General features: G+C 67.1%; 18 protein-coding genes. 14 read left to right on the top strand and 4 right to left on the bottom strand.

The window, feature by feature from the left end; translation table 11 throughout:
- Positions 1–191 precede the first annotated feature (191 nt).
- The 6 genes from WS62_RS31735 (at position 192) to WS62_RS31710 (ending at position 7,354) form a co-directional block, all read left to right on the top strand.
- Complete coding sequence (locus tag WS62_RS31735; protein ID WP_197422964.1) at positions 192–896, top strand: LuxR family transcriptional regulator; 705 nt, start codon at positions 192–194, stop codon at positions 894–896.
- Between the two features lie 354 nt (positions 897–1,250).
- Positions 1,251–2,081: a MetQ/NlpA family ABC transporter substrate-binding protein gene (locus tag WS62_RS31730; protein WP_066579548.1), complete on the top strand. Its 831-nt coding sequence runs from the start codon at positions 1,251–1,253 to the stop codon at positions 2,079–2,081.
- A gap of 16 nt (positions 2,082–2,097) precedes the next feature.
- Positions 2,098–3,492 (top strand): LLM class flavin-dependent oxidoreductase, encoded by a 1,395-nt coding sequence (locus WS62_RS31725; RefSeq protein ID WP_066579545.1) that lies wholly within the window; start codon positions 2,098–2,100, stop codon positions 3,490–3,492.
- Positions 3,493–3,512: 20 nt separating this feature from the next.
- Positions 3,513–4,694 (top strand): methionine ABC transporter ATP-binding protein, encoded by a 1,182-nt coding sequence (locus WS62_RS31720; RefSeq protein WP_066579542.1) that lies wholly within the window; start codon positions 3,513–3,515, stop codon positions 4,692–4,694.
- A complete protein-coding gene (locus tag WS62_RS31715; RefSeq protein WP_066579541.1) occupies positions 4,687–5,343 on the top strand; it encodes a methionine ABC transporter permease in 657 nt (218 codons plus the stop codon). Before WS62_RS31720 ends, WS62_RS31715 begins: the two co-directional genes overlap by 8 nt.
- A gap of 835 nt (positions 5,344–6,178) precedes the next feature.
- A complete protein-coding gene (locus WS62_RS31710; RefSeq protein WP_066579666.1) occupies positions 6,179–7,354 on the top strand; it encodes an acyl-CoA dehydrogenase family protein in 1,176 nt (391 codons plus the stop codon).
- Positions 7,355–7,400: 46 nt separating this feature from the next.
- Here WS62_RS31710 and WS62_RS31705 read toward each other — a convergent pair whose 3' ends face one another.
- The 3 genes from WS62_RS31705 to WS62_RS31695 all read right to left on the bottom strand — a co-directional run bounded on the left by WS62_RS31705 (position 7,401) and on the right by WS62_RS31695 (position 9,738).
- Complete coding sequence (locus WS62_RS31705; RefSeq protein ID WP_066579665.1) at positions 7,401–8,141, bottom strand: hypothetical protein; 741 nt, start codon at positions 8,139–8,141, stop codon at positions 7,401–7,403.
- Positions 8,142–8,383: 242 nt separating this feature from the next.
- Positions 8,384–8,953 (bottom strand): hypothetical protein, encoded by a 570-nt coding sequence (locus WS62_RS31700; RefSeq protein ID WP_066579540.1) that lies wholly within the window; start codon positions 8,951–8,953, stop codon positions 8,384–8,386.
- A gap of 65 nt (positions 8,954–9,018) precedes the next feature.
- Positions 9,019–9,738, bottom strand: a complete 720-nt coding sequence (locus WS62_RS31695) for a FadR/GntR family transcriptional regulator (RefSeq protein WP_066579536.1) — start codon at positions 9,736–9,738, stop codon at positions 9,019–9,021.
- A gap of 354 nt (positions 9,739–10,092) precedes the next feature.
- Between WS62_RS31695 and WS62_RS31690 the strand changes: the two genes are divergently transcribed.
- The 7 genes from WS62_RS31690 (at position 10,093) to WS62_RS31665 (ending at position 16,217) form a co-directional block, all read left to right on the top strand.
- The gene (locus WS62_RS31690; protein ID WP_066579660.1) at positions 10,093–10,899 is read left to right on the top strand and encodes a (Fe-S)-binding protein; all 807 of its coding nucleotides are present in this window, start codon (positions 10,093–10,095) and stop codon (positions 10,897–10,899) included.
- Positions 10,896–12,341: a LutB/LldF family L-lactate oxidation iron-sulfur protein gene (locus WS62_RS31685; RefSeq protein ID WP_066579535.1), complete on the top strand. Its 1,446-nt coding sequence runs from the start codon at positions 10,896–10,898 to the stop codon at positions 12,339–12,341. Before WS62_RS31690 ends, WS62_RS31685 begins: the two co-directional genes overlap by 4 nt.
- Entirely contained in the window at positions 12,338–13,063 is a 726-nt protein-coding gene (locus WS62_RS31680; protein WP_066579662.1) for a LutC/YkgG family protein, read from the top strand. The genes WS62_RS31685 and WS62_RS31680 overlap by 4 nt, the downstream gene beginning before the upstream one ends.
- Before the next feature lie 55 nt (positions 13,064–13,118).
- Entirely contained in the window at positions 13,119–13,508 is a 390-nt protein-coding gene (locus WS62_RS37185) for a hypothetical protein (RefSeq protein WP_156441204.1), read from the top strand.
- A 69-nt stretch (positions 13,509–13,577) separates the two neighbouring features.
- Positions 13,578–15,296 (top strand): lactate permease LctP family transporter, encoded by a 1,719-nt coding sequence (locus tag WS62_RS31675; protein ID WP_066579532.1) that lies wholly within the window; start codon positions 13,578–13,580, stop codon positions 15,294–15,296.
- Positions 15,297–15,513: 217 nt separating this feature from the next.
- Positions 15,514–15,930, top strand: a complete 417-nt coding sequence (locus WS62_RS31670; RefSeq protein WP_156441203.1) for a hypothetical protein — start codon at positions 15,514–15,516, stop codon at positions 15,928–15,930.
- Between the two features lie 89 nt (positions 15,931–16,019).
- Positions 16,020–16,217 (top strand): tyrosine-type recombinase/integrase, encoded by a 198-nt coding sequence (locus WS62_RS31665; RefSeq protein ID WP_066579526.1) that lies wholly within the window; start codon positions 16,020–16,022, stop codon positions 16,215–16,217.
- A gap of 20 nt (positions 16,218–16,237) precedes the next feature.
- On the opposite strand, the gene WS62_RS31660 is transcribed toward WS62_RS31665, so the two are convergent.
- On the bottom strand, positions 16,238–16,993 hold the full coding sequence (locus tag WS62_RS31660; RefSeq protein WP_066579523.1) for a hypothetical protein: 756 nt from the start codon (positions 16,991–16,993) through the stop codon (positions 16,238–16,240).
- 473 nt (positions 16,994–17,466) lie between these two features.
- Between WS62_RS31660 and WS62_RS31655 the strand changes: the two genes are divergently transcribed.
- Positions 17,467–17,901, top strand: coding sequence for a DoxX family protein (locus tag WS62_RS31655; protein ID WP_066484041.1), 435 nt, complete (start codon positions 17,467–17,469; stop codon positions 17,899–17,901).
- The last annotated feature ends 42 nt before the right edge of the window (positions 17,902–17,943 follow it).

Genomic DNA, 17,943 nt, shown 5'->3' with positions numbered 1-17,943 from the left:
GGCGCGATTGCGCGCCGCGCGTCTGCGCTTCGGCGGCGCACATTTCAGGAGACAGGCTCGCGCGACACGCGCAGCGAAGCCGCCGCCGCAAACGAGCGGCCATCGCCACATTGCCCTTTCGAGCACGCTTTCTTCATTGGTTCGCTAATCTAATATTCTTACTTGAGCTGGGCGGTTCTATGTTCGAAGGCTTGTCCATTTGTTCGTTTAACGAAATTCTGAACGCCACTTGCAAGAACAGCCTCTTTGAGCAGACGGCGTACCACGTTCGCCAACTGGGCTTCAAGAACTTCGCGTACCGGCATCAGATCGCCGGGATGTCGTCGAGCCGCTGCATGCTCGACGGCTTTCCCGCCGAATGGCGCCTGCGATACGACGCCTCCGACTATCTGTCGATCGATCCCGTGGTCCAGCATTGCCGATGCCGGACCGTGCCGCTGATCTGGAGCGACGAGCTGTACACGACCGGCCGCGCGAAGATCATGCGCGACGAAGCGAAGTCGTACGGTCTCGTCTACGGGCTCAGTTGCCCGGTTCACGACCGCGGCGGCACGATCAGCATGCTCAGCATGGCGACCGACGCGCCTTTCGAGCGCGACACGATCGACGTACTGAGATTGCTGAGCCTGTCGCAACTGCTCGCGAGCTTCGTGCATGCGGCGATGCAGGAACTGCTCGACTGCCGGCTCAGGCGGCAAGGCTCGTGCGATCTGACGGCGCGCGAGCGGGAATCGCTGCAATGGGCGGGACGCGGCAAGACGGCCTGGGAAATCTCGAAGATTCTCGGTATTTCCGAGCGGACAGTGGTGTTCCATCTGTCGAACGCCGCACGGAAGATCGGCGCGAACAATCGCGCGCAGGCGGTCGTCATCGCATCGGCGCGCGGATTGATCTGACGGCGCGCGCCGGCGGGCGGCATGGGCGCGCGATCGCGGCGTGCGTCATGTGCGTGCATTATGTGCCGGCATTGCCGGTCGGCGACGTATCCGGATCGCAACGGCGCACGCGAATGCCACGGCGTGAGAGGATGCCGCGCGGCCGTGCCCTGACCCTGTTGCATTGCATGCCGCGCTATATCGCCCGCCGCGATTTACTTTGCGAAATCGCTTCGTAGACCGCCCTGCCGGGCGGTCCTATCATCGATCGAAGTTCAATCCCCAAACGAAGCAGCCGCACCGTCGCGCGAGCGCGGGCGGCTTCGCTCGCCCGCCGATATCGTTCGTTCCAGCATCCTGAAGAGAGTACCTTCTATGCCGTCTCGCCCGTTTCTTGCGCGTATCGTCCGGCGCGCTTCGCGCGTTTTTGTGGCGGCGCTCGCGAGCGCTGCGTTCGTCGCGCCGCTCGCGCATGCCGATTCCGCGCCGCTCAAGGTCGGCATCGCGACGAGCCCGCAGATCGAAGCGCTGAAGACCGCCGCGAAGGAGGCGAAGGCGCAGGGGCTCGACGTGAAGATCATCGAGTTCACCGACTGGAACACGCCGAACGCCGCGCTCGCGAACAAGGATATCGACGTCAACTACTTTCAGCACATTCCGTTCCTCGAAAATGCGAAGCAGCAGGGCGGCTACGACTTCGTCGCGATCGCGCCGGGCACGATCATGAAAATCGGCCTCTATTCGAAGAAGGTCAAAAGCTTCGATCAACTGAAGGACGGCGCGACGGTCGCAATCGCAAACGATCCCGTCAACGGCGGCCGCGGCCTGTTGCTGCTGCAGCGTGCGGGGCTCGTCAAGCTGAGGCCGGGCGCCGATTACCGCGCGACGACGCGCGACATCGTTTCGAATCCGAAGCATCTGAAGATCGTGCCGCTCGAAGCGTCGCAGCTCGCGCGCGCGCTCGACGACGTCGACCTCGCGCAAGGCTATCCGAGCTTCATCAAGCTCGCGGGCACCGCCGATCCGAACAGCGCGCTGCTGTTCGACGGCGTCGAGAACAAGCTGTTCGCGCTGCAATGGGTCGTGCGGCCGGAACGCGTCGACGATCCGCGCATCCGCAAGTTCATCTCGATCTACCAGCATTCGCCGGCGGTCCGCAAGGCGCTCGACAACGCATTCGGCTCGCTGTACGCGGTCGCGTGGTGACGCGGGAGCCCGTGCAATGGCGAACAAGAAGATCCTGCTGAACGCGTTCAACATGAATTGCGTCGGCCACATCAACCACGGTTTGTGGACGCATCCGCGCGACCGCTCCGCACATTACACCGACCTCGACTACTGGGCCGATCTCGCGCGCACGCTCGAGCGCGGCAAGTTCGACGGGATCTTCCTCGCCGACATCGTCGGCGTCTACGACGTCTATGGCGGCAGCCCCGACGTCGCGCTGCGCGAATCGGTGCAGGTGCCCGTCAACGATCCGCTGCTGCTCGTGCCGGCGATGGCGCAGGTGACGCGACACCTCGGCTTCGGCGTGACCGCGAATCTTACGTACGAGCCGCCGTATCTGTTCGCGCGGCGGATGTCGACGCTCGATCATCTGACGAAAGGACGCGTCGGCTGGAACATCGTCACCGGCTACCTCGACAGCGCCGCACGCGGAATGGGGCTCGTGAAGCAGATCGAGCACGACGATCGCTACGCACGCGGCGACGATTACATGGACGTCGTCTACAAGCTGTGGGAGCGGAGCTGGGACGACGACGCGGTGATTCGCGACCGCGACGCGCGCGTGTTCGCGCAGCCGGGCAAGGTGCGGCGCGTGCGTCACGACGGGCCGTATTACTCGGTCGACGCGATCCATCTGAGCGAGCCGTCGCCGCAGCGCACGCCGGTGCTTTATCAGGCCGGATCGTCGGCGCGCGGCGTCGAGTTCGCCGCGAAGCACGCCGAGTGCGTGTTCGTGAACGGGCAGAGCAAGGCCGCCGCGCGCTCGGCGGTGATGGACATTCGCGCGGCCGCCGCGCGGATCGGACGCGATCCGGCGTCGATCAAGATCTTCGCGGGCATCACGGTCGTGACGGCGGAGAACGAGCGGCTCGCGCGCGAGAAGTTCGACGAATACCGGCGCTACGCGAATCCCGAAGCGGGGCTCGCGCATTTCGCGAGCTCGACCGGCATCGATTTCGCGCGCTTCGGCCTCGACGAGCCGATCGCGCACGTGAAGACCGATTCGATCCAGTCGGCCGTCGATGCGATCTCGAAGAAAAGCACGTCGGGCGCGTGGACCGTGCGGCGCATGCTCGAGCAGATGTCGATCGGCGGGCGCTATCACCCGGTCGTCGGCTCGCCGTCTCAGGTCGCGGACGAGCTTGCCGCGTGGATCGACGAAACGGGCGTCGACGGCTTCAACGTGACGCGCACGGTGATGCCCGAGTCGTTCGAGGATTTCGTCGACTGGGTCGTGCCGGAGCTGCAGAATCGCGGCCTTTATAAGGAGGACTACGATTGCGCGCCGACGCTGCGCGCGAAGCTCTTCGGCGGAAACGGGCGGCTGCCCGACTGGCATGCAGGCGCGCAGCACCGGTTCGGCCGCGTGAGCGAAGCCGAGAACGTGTGAGAAAGCGGCGAGGCGATTCGATGGTGCAACTACTCGATTCCCTGGGTTTCATCGAACGCTCGACGGCGGCCCGGCGAGAAGCCGGCGCGGCCGCGCGCGATGCGGCGGCTGCATTTGCGGCGGGGGCGGCCGTGTCGTTCGAGCACGCGAGCAAGGTGTTCAACGGTCCGCGCGGCCCGTCGGCCGCGCTGCGCGACGTGACGCTCGACGTTGCGCGCGGCGGCGTGTTCGGCGTGATCGGCCGCAGCGGCGCAGGCAAGTCGACGCTGCTGCGGCTCATCAACGGGCTCGAACGGCCGTCGTCGGGCGCGGTGCGCGTGAACGGCGTCGACGTCGGCGCGCTCGATGCGCGCGGACTCGTCGCGCTGCGTCGCCGGATCGGCATGGTATTCCAGCATTTCAATTTGCTGTCCGCAAAGACGGTCGCCGACAACATCGGACTGCCGCTGAAGATCGCCGGTGTGCCGAAGGCCGAGCGTGCGCGCAAGGTCGACGCGCTGCTCGATCTCGTCGGTCTCGCCGCGAAGCGCGATGCGTATCCGGCGAGCCTGTCGGGCGGGCAGAAGCAGCGCGTCGGGATCGCGCGCGCGCTCGTCCACGATCCGGACTTGCTGTTGTGCGACGAAGCGACGTCCGCGCTCGATCCGGAGACGACGCAGTCGATTCTCGCGCTGCTCGCCGACATCAATCGCCGGCTCGGCCTCACGATCGTGCTGATCACGCACGAGATGGAAGTGATCCGCGCGGTGTGCGACACGGTGGCCGTCGTCGAGCATGGCGAGATCGTCGAGACGGGGCCCGTGTGGCGCGTATTCGGCGATCCGCGGCACGGCGCGACGCGCGCGCTGTTGCGCACGCTCGTCCATGACTTGCCGGCTGATCTCGCGACGCGCGTGCGGCCGCTCGATGGCGGCGCGCCGCTGCCGCGCGGCGCGCAGCTGCTGCTCGACGTTCGCTACACCGGCGCGGACGACGGCGAGCCGGATCTCGGGGCGCTGACGCACGCGCTCGCGCGCGATGCGGGCGACGCGGTGCGTCTCGTGCACGGCGGGCTCGACCGGATTCAGGGGCGCGCGCAGGGGCGGCTCGTGATCGCCGCGTCGCTGGCCGCACGCGATGCGGCCGGCCCGGAACGGATCGCGGCCGCGCTCGCCGCCGCGCGTCGGCACGCGAATCGCGTGGAGGTGCTTGGCTATGTCTGAACTGTGGTTTCCCGAACTCGCGGACGCGATCCGCGACACGATCTGGATGGTCGCCGCATCGGCGTGCGTCGCGGCGCTCGCCGGCGTGCCGCTCGCGCTCGTACTCGTCACGACCGCGCCGGGCGGCATCTACGAACGGCGCGGCCTGAACGCGACGCTCGGCGCGCTCGTCAACGCATTCCGCTCGACGCCGTTCGTCATCCTGCTCGTCGCGCTGCTGCCGTTCACGCGCGTCCTGATCGGCACGACGATCGGCGTGTGGGCCGCGATCGTGCCGCTGTCGATCGCCGCGATTCCGTTCTTCGCTCGAATCGCCGAGGTGAGCTTGCGCGAAGTCGACAAAGGGCTCGTCGAGGCCGCGCAGGCGATGGGGGCCGAACGGCGTCACATCGTCTGGCACGTGCTGCTGCCGGAAGCGCTGCCGGGGATCGTCGGCGGCTTCACGATCACGGTCGTCGCGCTGATCGGCTCGACCGCGATGGCGGGCGCGGTCGGCGCGGGCGGGCTCGGCGATCTCGCGATCCGTTACGGGTATCAGCGCTTCGACACGACCGTGATGACGACGGTGATCGTGATCCTGATCGCGCTCGTCACCGTCGTGCAATTCAGCGGCGATCGCATCGTGCGGCGGCTGACGAAGCGCGCGTGAGCGCGCTCGGCGAAGGAGGGGCCCGCCCGATGCCGAAGAACGGATGGCGCGAACCGGCGCGCGAGACGGCGCGCCGGATGCGACGGCAAGCGTCGCGCGGGCGCGGGCCGGACATCGCGTCCGCATGGCGGGCGTTGCGTCGGCTCCCGAAGAAGCTCACCGTTGCAGCTGCGGAACGCTTCGGAACGTGCGCGTCGTTCACGGCGCGTCGACGCGGCACGCGGACGGCGAGCGCCACGGCTGCCATCGCGATGGCGACGCCGACGGCATGCGCTGCGCGAGCGCCCGCACATGGAACTGACATGCGGGCGCGTGACGATGGCGGTTTTCGGGAAGCAATGCCACGGCCGCGTCGCGACGACGGCGACACGATGACGATCGCAATCGGCTCGCAGCATGGCGCGGTTCGAGTCGTCCGACCGCCTCCTAAGGCTGCGCGGCGCGCAATGCATGAACGTCGGGCTGGCAAGCGGATTGCCGCGACGCGTGAATGTCCGGACAATGAGGCCTTCGCAAGAAACGTAAGCAATCCTTGTCGATCGTCGACGCGCATGCTCGCCGGGCGACGCCGATCCTCCACACGGCCACGCGCCGCGTATTTCGATGCACGTCGGCGCGGGTGTGTGACGCGGCGATGTTCCGACACATATTTGTACATTGATTACAGGTGCCCGGCGCTAGTATTCGACGCACACCACACCGCTAATCGGGCGATCGACAACAACCGGCGGCGCGGCGCGTGCGCACGCGTGACATCGCGGCCCGCCGTCGCATCGACCGACAAGCCCGCCATCTGGGAAGCCTCCGTATGAACGATCCACGAGTCCTGGTTGAACTGACTGCCGAAGCGGACCGCGGGCCGCGCACGCTCGCCGAGCTGATCGCGGCACTGCGCGCGAGCGCGCCCGAGCGCGATCGCGCGGGCGGCCACGCGGCGCGCGAGAAGCAGTGGATCGCCGACGCCGGCTTGCTGACGCTTGCGGTGCCGCGCGAATTCGGCGGCCAGGAAGCCGGCTGGCCCGTGATCTATCACACGATCCGCGCGCTCGCGCGCGTCGACAGTGCGCTCGCGCATCTGCTCGGCTTTCAATGCTTGCAGATCGTCAGCGTCGACGTGTGGGGCAGCGCCGCGCAGCGCGAGCGCTATCTGCGCGGCACGGTCGCGCACGACTGGTGGTGGGGCAACGCGGTGAACCCGCTCGACGCGCGGCTCGTCGCACACGCGACGGGCGACGGAGGCTACCGGCTCGACGGCGTCAAGGGCTTCTGCTCGGGCACGCGCGGCTCGCAGCGGATGACGATATCCGCGCACGATCCGGACACGGGCAAGCCGGTGTTCGCCGTCGTGCCGACCGAGCGCGAAGGCATCGTGGTGCGCGACGACTGGGATCCGATCGGCCAGCGGCAAACCGACAGCGGCAGCGTGTCGTTCGACGGCGTGCGCGTCGGGCCCGACGAAGTGCTGCATCGCTCGGAGACGCCGCCGACGCCGCGCGCGACGCTGCGCACGCTCGTGTCGCAGCTCGTGCTGACGAATCTTTTCGTCGGCATCGCGGAAGGCGCGCTCGCCGAGGCGCGCGACTACGTGCAGCGGGCGGGGCGGCCGTGGGTGCATTCGGGCGTCGAGCGCGCGGCCGACGATCCGTACACGCTGCAGCGCTTCGGCGACATGCGCGTGCAGGCGGTGAGCGCCGAGGCGCTCGCGGATCGCGCGGCGCGGGCGCTGCAGGCCGCATGGGCGAAGAAGGCGGCGCTGACGGCCGATGCGCGCGCGGAAGTCGCGCTCGCGGTGTCGGAGGCGAAGATCGTCGCGCAGCGCGCGGCGCTCGACGTCAGCGAGGCGCTGTTCGACGCCTGCGGCGCGCGCGCGACGGCCGCGCCGCTCGCGCTCGACCGCTTCTGGCGCAATGCGCGCACGCACACGCTGCACGATCCGCTCGACTACCGGCTGCGCGACGTCGGCCGCTATGCGCTGACGGGCGTGCTGCCCGACGCGTCGCTCTATACGTGACGCGTTCGCGCGCAGCGCAGGTTCGCGAGCCGCGCGATCTTCCTGCTCATTCGATCGGTTGCCGCGCGAAACGCGCGGCGAACGTCTCGAACGCGGCGATGTCGGCGCGCGGCGTGCCGATTGCCGGGACGCTCGGGCCGGCGTCGTCCATCTGCACCGGCTGGCAGTCGATCAGATGCCGCGCATTCGGAAACTTAGACATCCTGGGTAATCGGTAGCGCAGCCGGAACAGTCGGGGCAGCATGCCGCGCGGCTTGCTCAGATCGCCGATCTGCTGCACCGATGCATCGAACCAGAAGCGCGACCACGCAGCCTGTTTCTCGCCGCGCGGCGCGGCGATAAACTCGGTCAGCACGAGCAGGATGTATGGGATGTCGCGTTGCGCGAGCGTCGGCCATGCCCACAGCTTCAGCACGTCCGCGTGCTCGATCACGCGCATGAAGCGCGCGATTCCGAACGCGGACGCCGTCTGCCGGATCGTGTGCAGATGCCGCTGCCAGTGGCGCAAAAAGGTCGCGCGCTGCCGCCGGCCGTGCTCGTCGAGCGGCGGGCCGACGTGGACGGCGAGCGGGTTCGGCAGCGCGTCGTTGACGAGCGGGCAGCGCGCGAATTCGCCCGCCAGATGGACGAAGCGGCGCGCGTGCGAACGGTCGCGCAACTGCACGACATAGAGCGCTTCCAGACAGAGCGGGCAGCGCGCCCACCCGCGCGGGACGGGGTCCGCACGACAGAGTTCGTCGACGTGGACCAGTCGATCCTCCACCGGGTGCAGCGCGTATTCGAGCATCGGCCGTGCTTTCATGTCGGTGCCGGTCCGGTCCCGGGCAACGCGGCGCGCGTGCGCCGACGCCACGTGAGGGCCGTGAGATCAACGAAGTCAACCAAGATCGGTACCCCGAATCAGACACGCGGCGTGTGACACATTGATGTGCAGTCCGTGACGTTTCGCGGTTTTTGTGTCGGCGGACGTTGCAGCGGCCGGAGGATCCGAGGGCTCGACGGCTGGGCGTCGCGCGCTGCCCGCGGCTGTCATCGCGCGACGCCCAGCGACACGCGCAGCCCGTCCATGATGCGTTGATAGCGCGCCCTCACTTCGTCCCGCGACGCGACGTTCGCGCTCGAGAAGCGGGCCGACCAGGCGGGATGCCATTGATAGGTGCCGTGACCGATGCGGTCGCCGTCGGGGCTCGCGATCGTCGACCTGATCCGCGCATCCTGCCCGGCGCCGGAATGCGTGTCGAACAGCGCGTCGAGGTACGCCTGATAGGCGCGGTAGACGTCGTCGTCGAACAGGTGGCGGTAGATGTGGATCGTCCGGTCGAGCTCGCGCTTCGTGCGGATCACGTCGTCGGGCGAGATGTCCTTCCACGGGCCGACCCACGTGTAGAAGCACAGCAGGCGGTTGAGGAGCGGCGCGACCGCGTCATAGACGGCGAGCCGCTTTTCGATCAGCTTCTGGTTCGTCCACTGGACGAGCTCGAGCTGCTTGAGCCGATGGCTGAGAAGCCAGCCGAACGCGGCGACGGAAAGCGGCGTGAGGACGCCGGCGGCGAGCTTGACGATCTCCAGCGAATTCCATGGATGGTCCGGCGTCGGCATGCGCGCTCCTCGTCGAAAAATCCCAATTTAGCATCGACGACGGCGGCCGCGGCGTGACGAACGCGTTACGCCGCCCGTTCGTACAGCGTCCGCACGTACTGCAGATGCCGCTCAGCCGCGGCGCGCGCGCGTTCGGGGTCCTTGGCGGCGATCGCTTCGTAAATTTCGGTGTGCTGCTCGAGGAGCGCGCGCTCCATCATGTCCGCATGGTTCACGAGCCGGTGCGACTTGTGCATCGATTCCTGCAGCAGCCCGTGGATGCCGTGCATCACGTGGATCAGCGCGACGTTGTGCGTCGCATCGGCGATCGCGAGGTGGAAGTTCGCGTCGACCTCGGCGAGCCGGCCCGGCTCGTGCTTCAGCGACAGGCCCGCGAGCGAATCGAACGCGTCCTTGATCTTCGCGAGATCGCCGGGCGTCGCGCGCTCGGCCGCGTAGGCGGTCGAGATCGTTTCGAGGCCGTGCCGCAGCTCGAGCACGTCGTGGCTCGCTTCAGGGTTTTGCAGCAGCAGATCGGCGAGCGGGTTCGACACGACGGGCGCCGTGATGTCCGCGACGACGAAGCCGCCGCGTCCGACCGAGCCGATGAAGCCGTCCGCTTCGAGCCGCACGAGCGCCTCGCGCAGCGACGGGCGCGACACGTTCAGCTGCGCGGCGAGCTCGCGCTCGGTCGGCAGCTTCTGGCCGGGCAGCAGCTTGCCGGCCGAGATGAGCGACTTGATCTGATCGGACACCACGTCGGACAGGCGCACGCGGGTATAGGACTCGACAGGCTGAAACGTCATGCACGGGCCTTCTGGACGGTTGGGGTGCGCGGTGCCGGCCCTCGCGGCCGGGCGCTCGCCGCGCGTCGGCCGACCTGCGCCGGGGCGTGCGGCGGCCGCGCGGAATTATACCCGCCGGGGCGTCGACGGCCGTCCGAGGCAATGCCGGCGCGGGTTTCGGCGCGATCGGCAAGATTTGGGTCGGCGTTTTCCCTGATGGCCGCGACATTGACAGCCGGTCGCCATCTCACTATCTTGGCCAGCGTGGTCAGACCAACATGACCAAGTATAGGTCACCGAAGCCAGCCGCGCGCGATCGCGCGGCGATCCGTTGAAGCGAAGAAACGGCCGCGACGAGCGGCCGGGATGAAACACATGAACCCATCCCCGCAGACCGCCGGCTCGTCCGGCGGCGCACGCGAGACGCCGCGCGTCGGACTGTTCGTCACGTGCCTCGCGAATCTCTTTCGGCCGAGCGCCGCGCTCGCCGCCGTGCAATTGCTCGAGGCGGCCGGCTGCACGGTCGATGCGCCGCGCGCGCAGACCTGCTGCGGCCAGCCGGCGCTGAACAGCGGCGATTTCGACGACGTGCGCCGCATCGCGCGCCGCACGATCGACGTGTTCGAAGGCTACGACTACGTCGTCGCGCCGTCCGGCTCGTGCATCCGCACGCTGCGCCACGATTACCCGGACCTGCTCGCGAACGATCCCGCCTGGAAGCCGCGCGCCGAGCGGCTCGCCGCCCGCGCGCACGAGCTGACGAGCTTCCTGACCGACGTGCTCGGCTGGGCGGGCCCCGAGCGCGTCGCGGTGCCGGACTGCACGCTGACCTATCACGACACCTGCTCGGGCCTGCGCGGCCTCGGCATCAAGGCGCAGCCGCGTGCGCTGCTGTCGCGCGTCGAGGGCGTCGCGCTGACGGAAATGAAGGATGCCGAAGTCTGCTGCGGTTTTGGCGGCACGTTCTGCGTGAAGTATCCGGAGATCTCGACGAAGATCGTCAGCGACAAGACCGCGAACGTCGCCGCGAGCGGCGCGGCCGTGCTCGCGGGCGGCGACCTCGGCTGCCTGATGAACATCGGCGGGCGGCTGAAGCGCGAAGGGAGCCCGGTGCGCGTCTATCACGTCGCCGAAGTGCTGACCGGGATGAACGTCGAGCCGATCTGCGGGGAGGGCGAATGAGCGCGCAACCTTCCGCGACGACGACGTTCAAGGCGCGCGCGAGCGCCGCGCTGCACGATGCGCAGCTCCAGGAAGCGCTCGGGCTACTCGGCGAAGGCTGGATCGAGAAGCGGCGGCGCGTCGTGTCGCTGCTGCCGGAGTTCGAGCTGCTGCGCGAGCGCGCGAAGGCGGTGAAGGACCACGTGCTCGCGAATCTCGACACGTATCTCGAACGCTACGAAGCGGCCGTCACGCGCGCGGGCGGCGTCGTCCACTGGGCGAACGACGCGGCCGACGCGCGCGAGATCGTGCTGAAGATCTGCCGCGACGCGAACGCGAAGACCATCACGCGCGGCAAGTCGATGGTCGGCGAGGAGATCGGGCTGCCCGCCGCGCTCGAGGGCGCGGGGATGGATGTCGTCGAAACCGATCTCGGCGAATACATCGTGCAGCTCGCGCACGAAGGACCGAGCCACATCGTGTTCCCGGCGCTGCACAAGACGATCGGTCAGGTTACCGAACTGTTTGCCGAGCATCATTCGGCCGCGCAATACGACGGGCCTCGCGAGACCGTCGCGGACGTCGTGGGCGAGGCGCGCAAGGTGCTGCGCGACAAGTTCTTCGTCGCCGACGTCGGCATCACGGGCGCGAACTATCTCGTCGCCGAGACGGGCTCGAACGTGATCTGCACGAACGAAGGCAACGGCGATCTCACGTCGACGCTGTCGCGCGTGCATATCGTGACGGCGGGCATCGAACGCGTCGTGCCGACGCTCGACGACGTCGCGCTGTTCGTGCGCCTGCTCGGCCGCAGCGCGACGGGGCAGGAGATCACGTCGTACACGACGTTCAGCACGGGCCCGAAGCGCGACGACGATCTCGACGGGCCGCGCGAGTATCACGTCGTGCTCGTCGACAACGGCCGCACGCGGATGCTCGCGGGTGAGTTCCGCGACATGCTCCGCTGCATCAGATGCGGCGCGTGCATGAACCATTGCCCGGTGTACGGCGCGGTCGGCGGGCATGCATACGGCTGGGTCTATCCGGGGCCGATGGGCGCCGTCCTCACGCCGCTCCTGCAAGGCATCGAACACGACACCGATCTGCCGAACGCGTGCACGCTGAACGGACGCTGCGCGCAAGTGTGCCCGGTGAAGATTCCGCTGCCGACGCTGCTCAAGAAGCTGCGCGGGATGCTGTTCGACGCGCGGCTCACCGCGCCCGGCACGCGCTTCCTGCTGCGCGCGTTCGGCGTGCTCGCGCGGCGGCCGGCGCTGTATCACTGGCTGACGCGCGTCGGCGCGCGCGTGCTGCGCGGCCTCGGCGGCAAGCGCGGCAGCATCGCGCGCGTGCCGTTCGCGTCCGGCTGGACCGATTCGCGCGAATTGCCGAAACCGCCGCCGCGCACGTTCTTCGAGACGTGGGACGCGACGCGCGCAAGCCAATCGGAGGTGCGTCGATGAGCGCGCGCGACGACATTCTCGGCCGTATCCGCGCGGCGCTCGGCAGCGAGCGCGCGCAGCTTGCCGCGCAGTTTCCGGCGCCGGCGCAAACGAAGGGCGGGGGTGCATCCGCCGCGCCGAATGCGAATGCCGCGTTTGCGTCGGACGCATCGTTTTCCGCCGCGTCTTGCGCCGCGCGCGGCCCGGCGATATTGCTCGGCGACATCGATCTCGTCGCGCGCTTCGTCGCGAAGGCGCAGCAGGTGTCGGCTACGTGCACGCGTATCGCGACGGCCGCCGACGCGCCCGCGGCGGTCGATGCATATCTGCGCGACGCGGGCCTGGCCGGCGCGCCGCTCGTCGTCGCGGCGGCGCTCGAAGCGCTGCCGTGGCGCACGCACGGCGCGCTGCCCGGCGTCGACTTGCGGCGCGACGGACTCGTCAGCGTGACGCCGTCGTTCGCGGCGATCGCGGAGACGGGCAGTGTCATGTGCCTGTCGTCGACAGCGACGCCGACGTCGCTCAATTTCGTCGCCGCGACGCACGTCGTGCTCGTGAATCGCAGCGCGATCGTCGCGACGATGGAGGACGCTTGGGCGCGCGTGCGCGCGTCGGTGCCTGTGTTGCCGCGCGCGGTCAACGTGATCACGGGGCCGTCGCGCACCGCCGACGTCGAGCAGACCGTTCAGGTCGGCGTGCATGGGCCGCAGCGGGTTCTCGTGCTGATTTGCGACGACGCCTGAAAGCCAGCATGGATGAGGCATCCGATGCGCGCTGCGTTCGAACGCGGCGTGCTCGATGGATCGTGCCGCGTCGCGTCGCACCTCGCAACGCGCGTTGCTCGTCGAAATGTTCGCCGATGCACGACGCGGTCGCGCAAAGAAGTGCGGTGTGCTGATTGCTGTGCGGCGTCGTCGCGATATCGCGAATGTGCGGGGCGGCAACGAAGCAACGAAGCAACGAAGCATCAGAGCATCAGAGCATCAGAGCATCGAAGCATCGAATCATCGAAGCATCGAATCATCGAAGCAAAGAAGCATCGAAGCAAAGAAGCAAAGAAGCGGCAAGAAGCGAAAACCGAACGCAGCAACCCGGCGATTCAACGTTGTTGAATCCCCCCCGACACCCAGAAACAGGCGACGCGCGCCAACCTCGCGCACCGCACCGATACCAAAGCGCCGGCACTGACCGGCGCATCGATTCGAACGGCCGCGAGGCCGTCGCCCGATTCAGATTCATTCATGGAAGGAGACACCCGTGCAGGTTTGGAACCAGGTCTATTTGCCGCTTGGCGGCGTCGGCTGGTCGGCGCTTGCAGCCGGCGCGCCGATCATTCTTTTCTTCGTGTCGCTCGCGGTGCTGCGGCTCAAGGGGCACGTCGCGGGCGCGCTGACGCTCGCGCTTTCGCTCGTCGTCGCGATCGCCGTCTACGGGATGCCCGCCGAGCGCGCGTTCGCATCGGCCGCCTACGGCTTCGCGTACGGCCTGTGGCCGATCGCATGGATCATCGTCACCGCGGTGTTCCTCTACAAGATCGTCGTGAAGAGCGGCCAGTTCGATGTCATCCGCAGCTCGATCGTGTCGCTGACCGACGATCAGCGCTTGCAGATGCTGCCGATCGGCTTCTCGTTCGGCGCATTCCTCGAAGGCGCGGCGGGCTTCGGCGCGCCGGTCGCGATCACGGCCGCGCTGCTCGTCGGCCTCGGCTTCAATCCGCTCTACGCGGCGGGCCTCTGCCTGATCGCGGACACCGCGCCCGTCGCGTTCGGCGCGCTCGGGATTCCGGTGATCGTCGCGGGGCAGGTATCGGGCCTCGATCCGATGGCGGTCGGCGCGATGGCGGGACGCCAGTTGCCGTTCCTGTCGTTCTTCCTGCCGTTCTGGCTCGTGTTCGTGATGGACGGCGTGAAGGGCGTGCGCGAAACGTGGCCCGCCGCGCTCGTCGCGGGCGGCAGCTTCTCGCTCGTGCAGTTCTTCACGTCGAACTACATCGGGCCCGAGCTGCCCGACGTGACGTCCGCGCTCGCGAGCCTCTTCGCGCTCGCGTCGTTCCTGAAGGTGTGGCAGCCGAAGCGCGCGCGCGAAGCCGCGGGCGCGAGCATGGCCGCCGCGGCGGGCGGCGGCGCGCTCGCGCTGGGCGGCATGCCGGGCGGCCTGGGCGGCGCGCGCGCGATGGGCGGCCGGCAGCCTTCGCCGTACTCGCTCGCGCAGATCGTGCGCGCGTGGTCGCCGTTCGTCGTGCTGACCGTGATGGTGACGATCTGGAGCATGAAGCCGTTCAAGGCGCTGTTCGCGAAGGGCGGCGCGCTCGCGTTCACGACGCTGCCGTTCCACATTCCGCACCTCGACAAGCTCACGCAGAAGATGGCGCCCGTCGTCGCGCATCCGACGCCCGTGCCCGCCGTGTTCAACTGGGATCTGCTCGCGGCGACGGGCACCGCGATCCTGCTGTCGGCGATCGTATCGATGGCGATCCTGAACGTTCCGGCGCGCACCGGGCTGCGCACGTTTGTCGAGACGCTGAAGGACCTGAAGCGTCCGGTGCTGTCGATCGGTCTCGTGCTCGCGTTCGCGTTCGTCGAGAACTATTCGGGGATGTCGGCGACGCTCGCGCTGCTGCTCGCGGGCACGGGCGCCGCGTTCCCGTTCTTCTCGCCGCTGCTCGGCTGGATCGGCGTGTTCCTGACGGGCTCCGATACATCGTCGAACGCGCTGTTCTGCTCGCTGCAGGCGACGACCGCGCAGCAGATCGGCGTGCCGAGCACGCTGCTCGTCGCGGCGAACACGACGGGCGGCGTCGCGGGCAAGATGATTTCGCCGCAGTCGATCGCGGTCGCTTGCGCGGCGGTCGGTCTCGTCGGACACGAGGCGGATCTGTTCCGCTTCACGCTCCGGCATAGCCTGTTCTTCGCGTTGATCGTCGGCGTGATGACTTGCGTGCAGGCGTATTGGCTGACGGGGATGGTCGTGCATTGAACGCGTCGGCGGCGAGCGCGCCGGTGCGCACGCCGCGGTTCGTGACAGCGTGGGCTGGCTCGTTGCTGCCGGCGAAAACGTGATGCATGCGGGTCCGCGCACCTGCGCTGCGGCCCTGTTTTGCGCTGCTTCGTACGGACTGCCGTGTAAAGATTTGCTACAACGTTAGACCGGCGTAATCAGTTCCCTAAGTTATCGATTTCTAAGGGGAAGGATTTTGCTCGCATCTGACAGCGAATCGAATCAAGGAGTTGCGCCCGTCACGTTTTCGTATACGGTAAAGCCAGTGCCTGTAGGCGCGTCCGATCACAACGCGCAGCGGGCCTGGGAGCATTTCCAGGTCCAGCGCGGAATCGATCGCTACCGCAGGACCTTCGTCCGCGACAAAGAGGACGGCACCACGACGACCCGAGACCTCGGGGAAGTCCAGCATGATCAACGCATTGCCTCGGAGCTGATCGGCCCGATGGCGGCGGCGGTTACGGCGAAGCAGGCCGAGTACGCCGACAAGCGCGAAGATCCGAACACGAAGCGCATTGCGGACGCGACTGCCGTGTTTGGTGCGCTCGATGCGGAGACCATTGCGGCGTGTGCCGTCCTCACGGCCCTGGCGAACCCAGTGGACGCCGGCTGAACGGGGGGCCGGGTGTCCTGCGCCGCCCGGCTGCGTCACGAGCTGGAGTATCAGGAGTGGGCGCGGGCCGAGCGGGAGGCAGAGACCCGATGCGGGATCGCGTAACGCCTCACACCTTCCGGGACACCTTCGCGTCGCGGCTGGTGCAGAAGGGCGTCTCACTGCTGAAGGTGTCACTGCTGCTGGGCCACGCGAATCCGTCGATGACCCAGAAGTACGCGCACCTCTGCCCGGACAGCACGGGCCGCGAGGCGGCTGACATCCTGAACAGCCTGCACGTGGATTAAACCGACACCGGGTGACGACCCTACACGGCGGCTCGCTTTGGCGGGCCGTCTGCATGTGGAAAATCTTGTATGCCCCCGTGGATCATTCTGGCGTTAAATTCGACGAGTCTACAGATGTCACGGAGGCCCTGTGCGCATACGAGGCGCTTGTGATGTTCGTCAGGTTTGGCAGCGTCTTTCGAGTTGACATGCACTAACCGGGGGGTAACGTTCTCAAACGCGAATGCCTTGGTAAGTGAGAACACTAACCGGAACTCTTCTTGCCAAGCATAGCCTTTCGATTTGGCGGTGGCGATCATGTCCGGCAACGCCCAGCGTGGATTCGCCGCTTCAGCCTCATTGTAGTAGTCGACCCGCCATCCGATTTTGGTCTTGCCCGATTGGCCCGGGAATGTGGCGGCTGGCGGCAATGCCGCCGTGATTCGCGTGCAGAAGGCCGCGACATCCAGGACCTCCACGCAAACTGCCGCGTCGAATCTTTGACGAAGCATCTCACTGAGGGATCTGCTGAGGCAATAGACGAAGATTTCGTCCTGCTTCGCTGACGATTCGAATGCGTGGTATGGCAAAGTGAATGTCGTCCCTTGAGTGAGATTGTTAATGATCAGCCCACCGTTCGGGCGATAGACGCTCGTTCCCTCCTTGTCGTCGCTTCGTACGTGATTATCTTCATAGTCTCGAAAGTAGGCCAGTGAACGAAACAGGAGCTTTCCGTCGAAAAATTCTTCGGCCCACTTTCGATCGGAGAAGTATTTGTATAGGCGGGGGCGGGGCATCGATTGGTCCTGTTGTGTGGGCTCGGGTTCGGCAATTCTATCGGTACGTTAGTTGATCCCCGCATGCCTTTGGGAGATGCGCGGATGGACGCCTGCTACTCCGCGTGGAGCATCGAGCGTCTGTAGATGTCGCGGGTTGTTTCCCTAGAGTTCGGGGGGGTGGATTAACCGGACACAGGGTGACGACCCTAGCGGCAGTGCCCGCTGAAACCGTCCCGAAAACACGTTGCATGCATCCGTCACGTTAGGTGGCACGTAGATGAAGTTGATGTAATTCAACTCGCTTTACTTGCGCGTGGTAAGACGATGAATCTGTTGCGAAATTTGCGGCAGATAAGCGGGGAATGAGCGGGATCGCAACGTTTTGCTACAACCTTTTGCTTGGAACGACGGGCGAGACCTCCTATTCTGGCGGATTTACGAGATAGCCGCGCCCGGCGCGGCTGCGTCGATTCATCACCAGGAGGTCACGCATGACGCGTTCCGTCGATTCCGGCGTCATTTTTTTCGCACGGCTCCTGCTTGCCGTGCTGTTCCTTTGGGGCGGCGCGATGAAGCTTCTGGGCTACGGCGAGTTCGTCGGCTATCTGAAGGGGCTCGGCGTGCCGTTCACGCAGGTCGCGGCGCCCGCGATCGTCGCGCTCGAAGCGCTGGGCGGCCTGCTGCTCGTCGTCGGGTACAAGGTGAAGCCGCTCGCACTCGTGCTCGCGTTCTACACGCTCGCCGCCGCGCTCATCGGTCACAATTTCTGGGACGCGACCAATTCGGCTTTGCAGCGCGACATGGTCGTGCACTTCTGGAAGAACGTCGCGATCGCGGGCGGCTTCCTGCTGCTGTACGTGACGGGCGCGGGCAGCGTCAGTATCGACGGCGCGCGGCGGTCGTCGTCGTACGGGTCGCTGCGCTGAACTTGCCGCCGAGCTTGCGCGCGGCGCTTCGCTCGAAGCGGC

The sequence above is a fragment of the Burkholderia sp. ABCPW 14 genome (assembly GCF_001523835.1).
Lineage (GTDB): Bacteria > Pseudomonadota > Gammaproteobacteria > Burkholderiales > Burkholderiaceae > Burkholderia > Burkholderia mayonis.
The sequence above is the reverse complement of the archived record's forward strand: the minus strand, read 5'-3'. Positions and strand labels throughout refer to the sequence as shown.